Genomic DNA, 14,041 nt, shown 5'->3' on the forward strand with positions numbered 1-14,041 from the left:
TAGAAGAGATCAATAAGAGAAGGGCACTGCCACCAGGGTCTTGTCCCAGATGAGCACCATCTCGGCATCTTCGCCTGCTTTTTCGAAAGAGATGGTGAATTGTTCAAACTCCTGGTCCTGCCATACGGCCAGTACGTTCACAGTGAGCACATCGCGGGCGGGGTCGCGGTTGGCTTCACCTTTCGAGTTGATACCCCATTGCCCGTATTCCGAATTGAAGATGATGGTCCACGATTCCTGGCCGGGAATGGTCCACAGCGAATACTTGCCGGCTTTTAATGTTTTTCCTTCGATCTGGAGATCTTTATTGGTCTCGAACGTGGTGGCTTCGTTGGCACCCGTTCTCCATACCTTGTCATAGGGCACCAGGGCGCCGAAAATATCACGGCCTTTTTTGAACGGGCGGTTATAAAATACCCTGATGGTAAGATCACCTTTCTGAAATAAGGATTCGCCTTCAGGACTGAATGACTTGGCCTGCTTCCTGTTCATATAGCCGATCACTGTCATAAGCGCCACAATCAGCACGATACCGGCTATAGTAAAGATCAAAAACTTCTTCATGGTTTAAGGTGACAAATAAAATGCTGCAAATCAACGCGTTTAACTTAAAAACAATTTTCAATTCTTTCCATAAAAATTACCTGAATACCACTTATTTTTACGGGCTTTTAAACAATTTAGTTATGGATTTCGCTTCTTGGTGGCCTTTCTACGTCGTAATCACACTGTTTATTCTTGCCATTATCTCCCCCTGGATCTTCCCCAACAAAATGGTGAGCAAGAACAAGCACGATAATAAATTCTAATACCTCACTTTTTTACGCATAATGAACATTTGCGTTTTCTGCGGCTCGGCCACGGGTATTAACCCTCTGTATGCTGAATCCGCCAGGAGACTGGGTTCATTGATGGCGCAATCGTCCGTAGGTCTCGTATACGGAGGTGGCAATATCGGTTTGATGGGTGTTGTTGCCGATGCCGTGCTCAAGGAAGGCGGACGTGTTACTGGTGTCATTCCTGATTTTCTGGTCAGGCGCGAGGTTGGCCACCGCGGTGTTACCTCGCTGGAGATCGTAGACAGCATGCATCAGCGCAAGCAACGTATGGCCGACCTGGCCAACGGGTTCATTGCCTTACCCGGCGGATGGGGCACCTTGGATGAGCTTGCGGAAATTCTCACCTGGCGTCAGCTGGGCCTCATCGATCAGCCCGTCGTGATCCTAAATATCAATCACTTTTTTGACCCCTTGCTGGCGCAAATGCGTTTAATGTCAGAAGAGGGTTTTCTCAAACCTGCATACCTGGAGATGCTTCAGATCGCATTTTCTCCTGAAGAGGCATTTTCTTGCATATACCCCAAAAAGGGTTAATGTATACTCTCTGAAATTTGTCTTATATTGAAAAAAGTGCTCCCGGACGCCTATGTTGCACAGGTACCTGATTGTTGCGTTCTTCGTTTTTTGCTCGTTTCAGGGCTATAGCCAGGCATTGGGCTTTTCGCTGGCCGATGGAAAAACCAAGGTTCAGATACCCATCGAGATCTACAACAACCTCATTGTGGTGCCCGTGGTGCTCAATGGCGCGTTGCCCCTGAAGTTCATACTCGATACCGGCGTGCGCACGGCCATTCTTACGCAAAAGTCATTCACAGACATCCTGAATTTATCGTACTCGCGGAAGTACACCATCTCCGGCCCGGGTGGTGAAAAGCTGGTAGACGCCTACGTTACCAACAACGTTTCGCTCGAGCTGCCGGGCGTGCTGGGGCGGGGGCATGCGCTGCTGGTGCTGGAAGAAGATTACCTGGAACTGCGAAACTATCTGGGTACCGATGTGCACGGCATTCTCGGTTACGAGCTGTTCAGCAGGTTCATTGTGCAGGTGAACTATGAAAAAAAGTTGCTGACGCTGATGTTGCCGCAACGGTTCAAGATGAAACGGAAATTTCACGCGGTGCCTATACGCATTGAAGATACGAAACCCTATATCACCACACCCATTGTGCTGGCGGATGGCACCCAGCTTACCGCGAAATTGTTGATGGATTCGGGTGCAAGCCACGGCCTGATGCTTGACCCCGGCTCCGACTCCAGGATCGAAGTACCCGAAAAGGTGGTGAGCAGCGTGATCGGCCGTGGGCTGGGAGGTGAGATCACCGGTAAGGTGGGGCGCATCAAGGCGTTGCACATGGGACCTTACCAACTGGAGAACCTCATCGCCAATTTTCCTGACCCTAACAGTTATTTCGATAGTTTGAAAACGGGCGCCACGCCGCGCAACGGATCCATCGGCGGTGAATCGTTAAGCCGTTTTACCGTGATCTTCAATTTTCCGAAAGAAGAGATCTACCTCAAGAAGAACCATGCGTTCAAAAAAGGATTTCATTATAACCTCAGCGGACTCACTGTAAAAGCAAAAGGTTCGAGCCTGAATGTGTTCGAGATCACGGAAGTAAGAAGGGAGTCTGTTGCAGACCGCGCCGGCATCAAGGAAGGCGATATCCTTGTCACCATCAACGGCATGCCGGCCAGCCAGATCGACCTGAACGTGATCAATGCCTTGTTCAACTACAAACCACGGAAGAAGATCAACCTCACCTTAGACCGGAAGGGCCAGCGAATGAAAGTGGATTTCAGGCTGGAGGACCAGATTTAAATGCAGGTTCACGCAAAGCCCAAATACAGGTTCACGCAAAGCCCACAAAGAAGACGCAAAGCCCGCAAAGTTTTTTTTTAACCGCAGAGAACGCTGAGGAGCCGCAGAGGGCCGCAGAGATATTTTTAAACTGTTCTTGAAAGAGCATAGCGAACCTTTCCTCTGAAACCCGTTATCCTGAAGCGACGCAGGTGTGATCGCATGTGGGAGCGAAGGATCCCAAGGTCGCTTACTGCGTACTTAATTCGAGCGCATGGCACGTCGTAGGCACGCTGTCAAATGGGGATCCTTCATTCGCGCATGCCAATGCTCAAACCGCCATTCAGGATGACGACGAAAACGAAACGCTCCTTTGCGATCTTTGTGTTATGCGTTTATGCCAAGAAAGCAAGTCTTCTCAGTTGTCCTTTTCTTCTGGCGTATGCCTTGTAGAGATAGAGTTGTGTTCTCCTGAACTTGAGCGAATTGCGGATCGCGTTGTACAACGATTCGGGTGAAAAATTCTGTTTCAGGATATAGTCCAGCACACCGGAAGAGGCTGATGACTCCTGGTAGTTGGAGTTTTTGATAACGGTGATGGGAATGTCCTTTGTTTTTCGGGTGCGGGCCAGTGTTTCCACGGCCTGGTTAAGTTCTGCGCGACCAATATTATCGTCGATGAGAATGAAGTTAGGACTGAAATTCATCAGTCGTTCAACGATGCTGCGAAGATCGAAGGCGATCTCCGTGATGATCTTTCTTCCCCGTACTTGTTTGATCTGCTCGAGCGTTTTGCTCATATCGATGGGGTTATTTCCGATCAGCAAAACATTGAGGGGCTCAGTAGCCCTGATAGGTTCAACACTTGTTTCCATACAGCCAGCACTATAGATTTAAAGTATATAACGTATAATCATGGCCCGAAAGATTCTATGTGGCCAGATTTTTTTACTTTTTATTTTGATAGCGATCACCAAATGCTTTGAGAAACGCAATTATTGTCGGGGGTGGCCTTGCGGGCCTTGTTTCGGGAATCCAGCTTTCAATGGCTGGAATTCCGTGTCTGCTCATTGAAAAAAAATCGTACCCGCATCATCGCGTATGCGGTGAATATATTTCAAACGAAGCAGTGCCTTTTTTAAAGAGACTGGGGCTGTATCCTGATGAATTTTCTCCCCCTCAGATCAATCGGTTTCAATTATCATCGGTAACCGGACGCCACGCCACGATTCCGCTCGATATGGGAGGTTTCGGCATCAGCAGATTTACATTCGATCATTATCTCTATCAAAAAGCAAAAGCGTGTGGCGTTAACTGTATGCTCAACACGGAAGTCACCGATGTTCGTTTTCAGGGCGAAAAATTCACGATCAGTACTCAGGTAAAAAATTTTGAAGCCGATGTGGTGATCGGTGCCTTCGGAAAAAGATCCAAACTCGACCTAACAATGGGCCGGAGATTCATTACAAAACGATCTCCCTATGCCGCCATCAAGTACCACATCCGCACAGATCACCCTGCAAACCTGATCGCACTGCACAATTTCAGGGACGGATATTGCGGTATCAGCAATGTGGAGGACGGAAAGACCAACCTGTGCTACCTCACGCACCGCAATAACCTGCGAAAAACTGGCAGCATTGCCTCGCTGGAAAAGGAAATCCTTCAAAAAAATAATTTACTCAAGTATGTTTTCTCCAATTCCGAATTCCTTTTTGAAAAACCGGAAGTGATCAACGAGATCTCCTTTGCAACCAAAGATCCGGTGGAAGGTCATGTACTCATGGCAGGAGACGCCGCCGGCATGATCACCCCGTTATGTGGTAATGGCATGGCGATGGCCCTGCACAGCTCGAAAGTGGTCAGTGCGCTGGTGATTCAATATTGCAGGGCAGAGATCACCCGGACGCAACTTGAAAAGATGTACTCCGACCAATGGAACGTAAAATTCGCGAACCGGCTGAGAACCGGCCGCCGGATCCAGAAACTTTTCGGCAACGCCCTGCTTTCAAACGCTGCGGTGAACCTCGCGCTCTATTCAAGACCGGTTGCCGATCTCATTGTGCGCCAGACGCATGGAGAAGAGTTTTGAGGTACGATTTACGAGGTACGAAGTACGATTGCCTGATCATGGTTTTCCTGCTGTGGTCTGTGGACGGTGGACTGTTTCAAAATAATCTTTAACTTCCGTCACCTTAAAACTAAACCGAATTATGAATCGTATTGAATTTTTGAGATCGCTCGGTCTCATCACGGTGAGCACAGCTGCGGGTGGTACCTTTCTTTCTTCCTGCGCAGGCAAACAATCATCAGAAACGCAAGCCGATACTACGGCAACGGCTGAGACGGCGAAACCCAAAGAGTTGTTTTTCAAGATCTCGCTGGCAGAGTGGTCGCTGCACAAGACCCTGTTCGAAGGCAAGCTCACCAACCTCGACTTTCCCGCCAAGGCTAAAAACGACTTCGGTATCTCTGCGGTAGAATATGTGAACCAGTTCTTCAAAGACAAAGCCAAAGACCAGCCGTACCTGGCAGACCTGAAAAAACGCTGTGACGACAACGGTGTTACCAGTGTGCTCATCATGATCGATGGTGAAGGCGGCCTGGGCGACACGAACAAAACAAAAAGAAACACCGCCGTGGAGAATCACAAGAAGTGGGTGGATGCCGCCAAATTTCTCGGATGCCATTCTATCCGTGTGAATGCTTATGGCGAGGGCTCACGTGAAGAGGTTGCCAAAGCTGCCACTGACGGCCTTCGAGCGCTCTCTGAATTTGCCAAAGGATCGAACATCAATGTGATCGTTGAGAACCATGGCGGATACTCATCCGATGGCCAGTGGCTGAGCCAGGTGATCTCCAACACGCAGATGCAGAACTGTGGCACCCTTCCCGACTTCGGCAATTTCTGCCTCGTAAGAGAAAAAGATACCTGCAAAGAGGAGTACGACCGCTATAAGGGTATTACAGAAATGATGCCCTTCGCCAAAGGTGTCAGCGCGAAGGCCCACGAGTTTGACGCACAGGGCAACTGCATCGAGACTGACTACACCAAGATGCTGCCCATCGTGAAAAGTGCCGGATACACGGGTTACATCGGCATCGAGTATGAAGGCAGCAGGCTCTCTGAAGATGAAGGCATCCGCGCCACTAAAGCGTTGCTGGAACGCGTTGGAATGATGGTCTAGTTTCTAACTAGCTTCTAGTCTTTAGCTGCGAGCTTCGAGGCGTTACGGGTCCGTCTCGCAGCTCGCAGCTAACAACTCAAGACTCTCTCAAAATCCTCCCTGCAACGCCTGGATCACCTGAGAAGAGTCGAGGAAGAGATAAATGAAAAAAGCGTTGAGACAGGTAGCCGAAATAAAATTGAGTCGCATGGTGTGCGTATGGTTTGCCTGGTTCTCGTCACGGCGAACGAGGTTGAACCAGTAGAAGAAATAGACCAGCACGGGCGACAGTGCCGCCAGAAAGATGATGGCATACCGGAGCTGGAAAAAAGACTTGAGATACAGTACAAATCCGATGGTGGCCAGGGTAAAGAATATCGCGGCAAAGTAGAATGTTCCCTTGATGCCAAGCATGAGGCTGAAAGTTCTGTCGCCGCGTTTCGCATCTTCTTCATGTTGGTATACCTGGGTCATCGGATAGTTTGCCCAGAGCATGATGCTGGTGAGTGTTGCCGGAACGGTCACGGTCGGTGTTAAGGCGGCTTCGAGTGGCAGGTCATTAACACCCGTGTAACACATGACAAAAGTGAAAAACCCCTGAAAGAGACCGGTAATGATCCAGCCGGTAATGGCATATTTTTTTAACCTGACGGAAGGGTGGCTATAAGCTTTGGATACTAACCCATAAATGAGCAGCATCATGGCAAATGTCGGGTTGATCTTCAGAAACCCCAGCGCAATGGCAAGTGCATCGAACAGGAGCGACAGGAAGTAAAGACCACGGTGCACGGGCGGTGGATTTTTAAGACCTCCGATACTCTTCTCATCCTTGTCGAAGTAGCTGTTGTATCCGTTACTGGCCGGGTACAGCAGAAAGTGCAGAATAAAAAACACCCAGCCAATACGGGGTCCGTTCAGGTTAGGCGATGCGCAGAGGCTGAACAGGAAAACGGGAAGCAGAAAATAGGAGAAAGGAATCCGAAGGTGCAGCCACGACGAAAGTCTGAACATAAAAAAGGATTTAAAACAAATTAACTGTTTTTCGTCTTATTAGGAAAAACATGAGCTATATCACCGCCATCGGCACAGCCAATCCTGTGCATCGCTTCAGCCAGTCAGTCATAGCAGATTTTATGCTTCGCACCATGCGGTTATCGGCTGGTGATGCGCGCAAGCTGAAGACCCTCTTCAGGGCGAGTGGCATAGACTACCGTTACTCCGTGCTGGAAGATTATGGCAAAACGGGTGACTTCTCTTTCTTTTCAAAGATCGCCGATGCAGAGATCTTTCCTTCTACACAAGACCGCCTTCGTGTTTTCAAACAAGAGGCACCTTCGCTGAGCGTGGCTGCCGTAGAAGATCTCAGAGGCGCCTATGCTGTTGACCTGCGAAACGTCACACACCTCATCGTAGCCTGCTGCACCGGTATGTATGCGCCGGGCCTCGACATAGACCTGGTCAGGATGCTGGGCTTGTCTACTTCTGTGCAACGGACCGCCATCAACTTCATGGGGTGTTACGCCGCCTTCAACGCGCTGAAAGCAGCAGATGCTTTCTGTCAAAGCAATGCCGATGCAAAAGTGCTCATTGTGTGCACCGAGCTTTGCAGTCTTCACTTTCAGGCCACAGGCACCGAAGACAACCTGCTGGCCAATGCTTTATTTGCAGACGGCGCCGCGGCGTTGGTCGTTGAGTCGCAGCGCAGCAATGGTCTTAACCTGGCGCTCGAGACTTTTCATAATGATCTTTCTGCCGCCGGTGAACAGGACATGGCCTGGACTGTTGGAGACCTCGGCTTCGAAATGAGGTTGTCAGCTTATGTGCCCGAGATCATCCGCAGTGGCATAGCTTCACTTACCGGCGCGCTGCTGAGCAAGATCTCCAAAAAGATCTCAGACATTAAACACTTCGCCATTCATCCAGGCGGAAAAAAAATACTCGAAGTGATCGAACAGGAGCTGGGCATCACCAGGGCACAGAATCATGCGGCGTACAAGGTGTTGAATCATTATGGAAATATGTCGTCGCCAACAGTTCTGTTCGTGCTGAAGGAAGTGATCGATGGGCTCACCAAAAAGAATGTGGGTGAGAAGATCCTGAGCTTTGCCTTTGGTCCCGGCCTGACGCTTGAAAGCATGGTGCTCAACATTGAAAACGCCTGACGCAAATGCCCGACTTCAGCAAACGATCTTCGGAAGAAGAGATCATGGATGACCTGGCCTGCTCCGGCGAGGTTGTTCACCAGACCTTACGGGAATTGGAAACCATCAATGCGCTGCTGGGCGGGAACTATGTGACCCTTGATGGCATCAGGAAACTGGTGGAGGGACGTGCACCGGGACGTTTCAGGATCGACGATCTTGGGTGCGGGAGCGGAGACATGCTGAGGCTGATCCGGAAATGGTCTTTAAAAAAAGGACTTGACCCTGAGCTCACGGGGCTCGACGCCAATCCGTTCATCATCGAGTTTGCCAGGAAGCACACGCCACCGGAGTGTAACATCCGTTATGAGGCCGTGGATATTTTAGCCGCATCGTTTCGCAACCGTACTTTTGATGTGGTAACAGGAACATTGTTCTTTCACCACTTCAGCAACGATCAGCTGGTTTCGTTCTTCCGCCAGCTGAAAACGCAGACGCGCATCGGCTTTGTGATCAATGACATTCACAGGCACTGGTTTGCTTATTATTCGATCCGCTGGCTTACAAAATTTTTTTCAAAGTCATTTATGGTCAAGTATGATGCACCTCTTTCCGTGCTGCGTGCTTTCAGAAAACAGGAGCTTGTGAACATCCTGCAAGCCGCTGGTATCACGCATTATTCCATACAATGGATGTGGGCTTTCCGGTGGCAGGTAATTGTGCGGATAAAAGAATAAACTGGCACAATTTTTCGTATTTATGCCCCTGAATGCATCAATCCCATTCAATTAAAACGATTACCATGAAACCTCGCGTTAATTTGTTGCTTTTATGTTTGGTGATGGCGGCCTGCTCTTCCAGTCAGCTGGGAAAAAGGGTAAAGGAGCCGTTCCAGGGAAATGCCTATGAATCGAACAATCGCTTTTTCAGGTCAACTGGTAAAGGAGAAAGCTCACAGGATAACATTGCGCGGGGCAAGGCCGACATAGAGGCGAAAGCAATGCTGGGCTCACAGGTGAACACCACGATGAAACAGGTGGCGGATCAATATCTTGGCCAGACAGAAAATGCCGAAGCGGCCGATGTGGCAGATAAATTCCAAAGCCTTGTGCGTGAAGTGATGAACACCGATCTTGCAGACCTTCGCAAGGTAGGCGAGAAAAAATATTTCGATGCTAAAAACAATAAATACACGGTGTTTATCGCTTATGAAATAAAGAAGAACGCCATGTTCCGCTACATGAAGAAACAGGCGAAAACAGATCAGAAAATAAACGAGCGGCAGCGTGAACTCATCGAAAAGATAGTTGATGAAGAGCTGAAGAAAGCTGACGAAGCGGATGCCGGCAACTGATAAGATTTTTTATTTACAGGTTTAATTCAAAAAGATCCTCCTGGTATTCCGGGAGGATTCTTTTTTTATGGTCAAAAAAAGCAAGCGGGGAAGCAACCTGCGCGGGCTCACAGGCGTCTTATCAAGAAAATCGCCTGTAGCCATGAAAAACTTCTACATCGTCTTCTTTTCACTCGTGATCTCTGTTGCCGCCGCCCAGGACGGAGAATTTCACCTCGACAAAGTATACAAGATCAGCAAGAACGGCACCATAGACCTGAGCTCGTCTGACGCCAACGTGTTTATTACCGGGTCGCTGAGGCCTGATGCCCACGTAAAGATCGATCGGAAAGTAACGGTCAAGGGCCTGTACTCCGGCCAGTCAGAGTTCACGGTTGAAGTAACACCCACGGATGAAGGCCTGCGCATCAGGGAACATCAGAACAGTTTCAACACAGGCTTTGTCAGCTATTACAGAGAAGATTACCGGATAGAGATCGAAGCCCCCGAAGGCGTAAGTCTCACCATCCGCGGTGATGACGGCGATTATTTCATCAAGAACATCAACGGCGCGATCTCCATGAGCATGGATGATGCCGATGCCGAATTCACAGATTGCAAAGGCAACCAGTTCTCGTTCCGCATCGATGACGGAGACATCCGGATGGACAAAGCGAAGGGAAGCCTCGAAGTTGATGGCGATGACGCAGATATCGAAATACGCAACGCGGCATTCACTTCCATTCGCGCCGATATCGACGATGGTGACCTCATCATTGAAACGTCACTGGCCAACAATGGTGAATATAACTTCCGTGCGCAGGATGGACTCGTTTCACTCGACATCACGAGCGGCGGTGGTGAATTCGACATCCGCCACGACGATGGCCACGTGAGTACCCAGGGAAGCTTTAAAACCTCCTACGAGAGTGAAGATCATAAGAAGCTCACGCTCGCGAATGGTACTGCTAAAGTGAACGTGCGTGGCGATGATGCCCGGGTGAGACTCAGCGCCCGGAACTAGTTGACAATTGACAAACTGGCAATTGACAATTTAGGAGCCAACAACTTTGCGGGAGTATTTTTTCGGATTTTCGATCATGTGATTTAAAAGCTTTCCCACCTCGACGGCTTTTGATTCAAGATCAGTGTAACGGTCTTGATCGATGTATTTGAAAGCGAGGGCGAAATCCAACCACACACGGGTCTCAGTATTCTCCATGTCAGCATCTGATGACTTGCTGACGAAGTAAGCTTCATATTGCCGTTTACGATAAGCTTCGCCAATGCACGCGGATACTGTTCTCGAAGAACGCCTTATCTGATCCGTCAGTCCATACCTCTCTTCTTTCGGAAAAGTCTTCGAAATCTCAAAAATCTCAATCGCCAGCTGAAAAGCTTTTTTATAGACAGTCAAATCCCTGAAGTTTTTCCCACCCATTGTCAATTGCAATTTTGTCTATTGTCAATTTTTTATATGTCACACAACTTAATCGCTGCACTCAACGATGCCAGGGGATCCGCCTTGCTGGGAATGAACTCCTGGGCTACGTGACCTTTGAATCCGGTTTCGGCAATGGCTTTCATGATGGCGGGGTAGTAGAGTTCCTGTGATTCGTCGATCTCATGACGGCCCGGAACACCCCCGGTGTGATAGTGGGCTATATAATTTTTGTATTTTCTGATGGTGGCGATCACGTCACCTTCCATGATCTGCATGTGATAAATATCGTAGAGCAGCTTGAAGTTCTCCGAGCCGAGCTTTTCACACAAGCTGGCGCCCCATGCGGTGTGGTCGCACTGATAATCCTTGTGGTCCACCTTGCTGTTGAGCAGCTCCATAACGATGGTGATGTTATACTTTTGGGCAAGCTTCAATACCGGCTCCAGGCCCCTGGCACAATTCTCGATCCCCTGCTCATCGCTTAGCCCGTTCCTGTTGCCAGAAAAACAGATCAGGTTCTTCAGGCCAGCGTCTGCCGCTTTGGGGATGGCCACCGAATATTCCTTCAGGAACTGCGCATGCAGCGACGGATCGTTGAATCCTTTGGTGAGGCCAACGGGGCTTCCGTAACCCATGGCACAGGTAAGGCCCTGCTTGATCACTACGGGCCACTGATCAGCATTTAAAAGATCGATAGAGGAGATGCCCATGCCCTTGGCGGCGCGGGTTAATTCTTCTAACGGAATGGAGCTGTAGCACCATTGGCAAACGGAGTGATTGATGTTTCCTTTCATGTTAAATAGTAGGCAGTAGGCAAACCCCGATAAATTATCGGGGCAATAGGCAATTGGTCAGTGTAAACGTAAGATACAAGTTCCAATTCGAATTGAAACCGGGTTCGGCAAAACCCTGGCGTCGCTTTGCCTACTGTCTCATTGCCTACTGCCTACTCTCACCCTGCCTAGCAAATTAGCATTTCTCTAAAGCATGGCACAACTTTGTTGCGCAGAATTATGCCAACGGAAGCCAAGAGCCGGTTAAAAATACTTCGATATTCGATAAATGCTAATAAATTGCAGCGCGGTAAAATATGATCAGGGTATACACCATATCGAAGGGAAGAATCGAGCAGTTCAAAAATCCGCCTCTTGAAGATATTCTGGAGTACAACAATATCATCTGGATAGACCTGCAATCGCCTACCCAGCAGGAGAGGCAGTTCGTAGAGACACATTACAAGATCGAGTTCTTCACTTCGCAGGAGCTGCAGGAGATCGAAAGCTCCTCGCGTTTCCTCGAGACGGATGAGACCATCGAGATCAACCTGGGTTTTGTATTCAGTGAGGTAGAGCTGCAGGTGCAGAACGTCACCTTCATCCTCAAGGGCAACATTCTCTTTACCTATCGACAGGGCGACATCAAGATCTTCGGCGAGGCGGTGCGCAGGCTGAAGTCCATGAACACCGAGACCAAAGAGCACGGCCTCGATATTTTTCTTACCATCCTGGAGGCCCGTATCGATGGCGATGCCGACCTGATCGAGGGCATCAACCGCAAGCTCAACCAATTGAGCAAGGAGCTGTTATCGCAACGATCGCTGCAACAAGACCTGCTCCTGGGCATTGCCAGGCTTCAGGAGAACGTGATGCTGCTGCACGAGACCATCACGGAAAAACAACGGGTTGTGAGCTCGCTGATCCGGATCCCCGAGTTCAACAAAATAGAAAGCGAAAGACTTACCATCATTATCAAAGATATTGCATCGCTGCTCCAGCACTCGCAGTTCAGCTCCGAGCGACTGGAATACATGCAGAACACTTTTCTCGGTCTGGTGAATATCGAGCAAAACCAGGTGATCAAGATCTTTACCGTGGTAACGGTGGTCTTCATGCCACCCACGCTCATCGCCAGCATCTACGGCATGAACTTTAAACACATGCCTGAAATAGAATGGATCGCCGGCTATCCCATTGCCATCGCCCTGATGATATTCTCCTCACTGGCGTTTCTCTGGTTCTTCAAACGCAAGAAATGGCTGTGATCAGTTCCTGTAGATCACACCGTCTTTCATAACAAACTCAATTTTCCGGAGGTCGGATATGTTCTTCAGCGGATCGCCTTTTACGACAAGCAGGTCGGCCTTCAAACCCGCAACGATCTTGCCCACAAGACTGTCCATGTGAAATACCCGGGCGTTGATGCTGGTAGCCGACCTCAGCACGTCGGCAGGACTCATTCCGTAATTCACCATCAGCTCCAGCTCGCGCACGTTGTCGCCATGCGCAAACACACCAACATCGCCGCCAGCACAAATGGTGACGCCGGCTTTCAGCGCTTCCTTAAACGTTTCGCGCTTCAGCCTGATCACAGCGGGCTCGGGCTCCTCACCTTTTTTCCATCCTTTATATTGGTTTAAGGCATCACTGGCCGCGAGTGTGGGACAAAGTGCTACACCTTTCTCTTTCATCAACCTAAAAACTTCCGGCGTTCCTCCATCGCCATGCTCGATGGTTTCAACACCTGCCAGCGTTGCACGGCGCATACCTTCTGCCGTGGAGGCATGGGCAACCACGGGCCTTCCGCCACTCCGGGCCGTTTCAACAATGAGTGAAAGCTCGTGCTGCGAAAAAGTAGGCAGCACCACACGGTTGATGCCCCAGCGGTAGTCGGCGTATACCTTCACGATATCGGCGCCCTTTCCCATCTGATCGCGCGCCACCCTGATCACATCATCACCGTCTGCAGCTTCCGCGCCCAGGTTCACCGTGAAATCTGTATCGAAGCCTTTTGGTCCATAACTTCCTGTGGCCACCATCGCACGCCCCGCCACCAGCATGCGCGGGCCGGGAATGATACCCTCTGAGATCGCTGTCTTTAAACCCACATCGGCATACCCTGCGCCTTCAGAGCCCAGGTCGCGTATGGAGGTAAAACCTGCGAGCAGTGTTTTGCGCGCATGTACCGTGGCCCGTGCTACCCGAAGCGCATCCGACTCTTTTGCCACCTGGTCGTCCCACGGTGTTTCGTTATACGGATGGAGCAGGAGGTGTGCGTGGCCTTCGATGAGACCTGGGAGCAGCGTGCAGCCTTCGAGACGCAAAAAGGTTGCGCCAGGTTTTGCTTTGATCTGATCGGCGGGACCGGTGGCTGTGATCTGGTCTGATTCAACGAGCACAGCCCAGTTGGTATGAACCTGCTCTCCGTCAAAAACGCGGTCTGGCACCAGTAGGAATTGTGTTTGTGCCTGGGAGCCGAAAGCCCCACAAATAAAGAAGACCAATGCCAGCCAGTGCGAAGAGAGGGTGTTCATTTTAAAACT

16 protein-coding genes are annotated in these 14,041 nt (G+C 49.8%); 10 read left to right on the forward strand and 6 right to left on the reverse strand.

Annotated features, from left to right (window positions below):
* Nucleotides 1-9 precede the first annotated feature (9 nt).
* Entirely contained in the window at nucleotides 10-564 is a 555-nt protein-coding gene (locus KK083_RS17035; RefSeq protein ID WP_254165051.1) for a DUF2911 domain-containing protein, read from the reverse strand.
* 122 nt (nucleotides 565-686) lie between these two features.
* On the opposite strand from KK083_RS17035, the gene KK083_RS32550 reads away from it, so the two are divergent.
* Genes KK083_RS32550 through KK083_RS17045 form a run of 3 tightly spaced genes read left to right on the forward strand, consistent with a single transcriptional unit; the run spans nucleotide 687 to nucleotide 2,658 of the window.
* Complete coding sequence (locus tag KK083_RS32550; protein WP_262899554.1) at nucleotides 687-809, forward strand: hypothetical protein; 123 nt, start codon at nucleotides 687-689, stop codon at nucleotides 807-809.
* Between the two features lie 21 nt (nucleotides 810-830).
* A complete protein-coding gene (locus tag KK083_RS17040; RefSeq protein ID WP_254165053.1) occupies nucleotides 831-1,373 on the forward strand; it encodes an LOG family protein in 543 nt (180 codons plus the stop codon).
* Nucleotides 1,374-1,425: 52 nt separating this feature from the next.
* On the forward strand, nucleotides 1,426-2,658 hold the full coding sequence (locus tag KK083_RS17045) for an aspartyl protease family protein (protein ID WP_254165055.1): 1,233 nt from the start codon (nucleotides 1,426-1,428) through the stop codon (nucleotides 2,656-2,658).
* A 374-nt stretch (nucleotides 2,659-3,032) separates the two neighbouring features.
* Here KK083_RS17045 and KK083_RS17050 read toward each other — a convergent pair whose 3' ends face one another.
* Nucleotides 3,033-3,512 carry a response regulator gene (locus tag KK083_RS17050; RefSeq protein ID WP_254165057.1) on the reverse strand — a complete coding sequence of 160 codons (480 nt, stop codon included), beginning with the start codon at nucleotides 3,510-3,512 and terminating at the stop codon, nucleotides 3,033-3,035.
* A 107-nt stretch (nucleotides 3,513-3,619) separates the two neighbouring features.
* On the opposite strand from KK083_RS17050, the gene KK083_RS17055 reads away from it, so the two are divergent.
* On the forward strand, nucleotides 3,620-4,729 hold the full coding sequence (locus KK083_RS17055) for an NAD(P)/FAD-dependent oxidoreductase (RefSeq protein WP_262899555.1): 1,110 nt from the start codon (nucleotides 3,620-3,622) through the stop codon (nucleotides 4,727-4,729).
* A 121-nt stretch (nucleotides 4,730-4,850) separates the two neighbouring features.
* Nucleotides 4,851-5,825 carry a sugar phosphate isomerase/epimerase family protein gene (locus KK083_RS17060; protein ID WP_254165067.1) on the forward strand — a complete coding sequence of 325 codons (975 nt, stop codon included), beginning with the start codon at nucleotides 4,851-4,853 and terminating at the stop codon, nucleotides 5,823-5,825.
* An 87-nt stretch (nucleotides 5,826-5,912) separates the two neighbouring features.
* Here the strand turns inward: KK083_RS17060 and KK083_RS17065 are convergent, their stop codons facing one another.
* Nucleotides 5,913-6,815: a UbiA family prenyltransferase gene (locus KK083_RS17065; RefSeq protein ID WP_254165069.1), complete on the reverse strand. Its 903-nt coding sequence runs from the start codon at nucleotides 6,813-6,815 to the stop codon at nucleotides 5,913-5,915.
* Nucleotides 6,816-6,865: 50 nt separating this feature from the next.
* Here KK083_RS17065 and KK083_RS17070 point away from each other — a divergent pair, with 50 nt between their 5' ends.
* The 4 genes from KK083_RS17070 to KK083_RS17085 all read left to right on the forward strand — a co-directional run bounded on the left by KK083_RS17070 (nucleotide 6,866) and on the right by KK083_RS17085 (nucleotide 10,302).
* Nucleotides 6,866-7,966: a type III polyketide synthase gene (locus tag KK083_RS17070; RefSeq protein ID WP_254165071.1), complete on the forward strand. Its 1,101-nt coding sequence runs from the start codon at nucleotides 6,866-6,868 to the stop codon at nucleotides 7,964-7,966.
* 5 nt (nucleotides 7,967-7,971) lie between these two features.
* Nucleotides 7,972-8,682, forward strand: coding sequence for a methyltransferase domain-containing protein (locus KK083_RS17075; protein WP_254165073.1), 711 nt, complete (start codon nucleotides 7,972-7,974; stop codon nucleotides 8,680-8,682).
* 65 nt (nucleotides 8,683-8,747) lie between these two features.
* Entirely contained in the window at nucleotides 8,748-9,299 is a 552-nt protein-coding gene (locus KK083_RS17080) for a hypothetical protein (RefSeq protein ID WP_254165075.1), read from the forward strand.
* 142 nt (nucleotides 9,300-9,441) lie between these two features.
* Nucleotides 9,442-10,302 carry a DUF4097 family beta strand repeat-containing protein gene (locus tag KK083_RS17085; protein WP_254165077.1) on the forward strand — a complete coding sequence of 287 codons (861 nt, stop codon included), beginning with the start codon at nucleotides 9,442-9,444 and terminating at the stop codon, nucleotides 10,300-10,302.
* A gap of 30 nt (nucleotides 10,303-10,332) precedes the next feature.
* Here KK083_RS17085 and KK083_RS17090 read toward each other — a convergent pair whose 3' ends face one another.
* Complete coding sequence (locus KK083_RS17090) at nucleotides 10,333-10,719, reverse strand: four helix bundle protein (protein ID WP_254165079.1); 387 nt, start codon at nucleotides 10,717-10,719, stop codon at nucleotides 10,333-10,335.
* Nucleotides 10,720-10,751: 32 nt separating this feature from the next.
* Nucleotides 10,752-11,516, reverse strand: a complete 765-nt coding sequence (locus KK083_RS17095; RefSeq protein WP_254165081.1) for a hydroxypyruvate isomerase family protein — start codon at nucleotides 11,514-11,516, stop codon at nucleotides 10,752-10,754.
* A 296-nt stretch (nucleotides 11,517-11,812) separates the two neighbouring features.
* Between KK083_RS17095 and corA the strand changes: the two genes are divergently transcribed.
* Complete coding sequence (corA, locus tag KK083_RS17100) at nucleotides 11,813-12,763, forward strand: magnesium/cobalt transporter CorA (RefSeq protein ID WP_254165089.1); 951 nt, start codon at nucleotides 11,813-11,815, stop codon at nucleotides 12,761-12,763.
* On the opposite strand, the gene KK083_RS17105 is transcribed toward corA, so the two are convergent.
* On the reverse strand, nucleotides 12,764-14,032 hold the full coding sequence (locus tag KK083_RS17105; RefSeq protein WP_254165091.1) for a metal-dependent hydrolase family protein: 1,269 nt from the start codon (nucleotides 14,030-14,032) through the stop codon (nucleotides 12,764-12,766).
* Nucleotides 14,033-14,041 lie beyond the last annotated feature (9 nt).

It is taken from the genome of Chryseosolibacter histidinae (assembly GCF_018598225.1).
Taxonomy (GTDB): Bacteria; Bacteroidota; Bacteroidia; order Cytophagales; family Cyclobacteriaceae; genus Chryseosolibacter; species Chryseosolibacter histidini.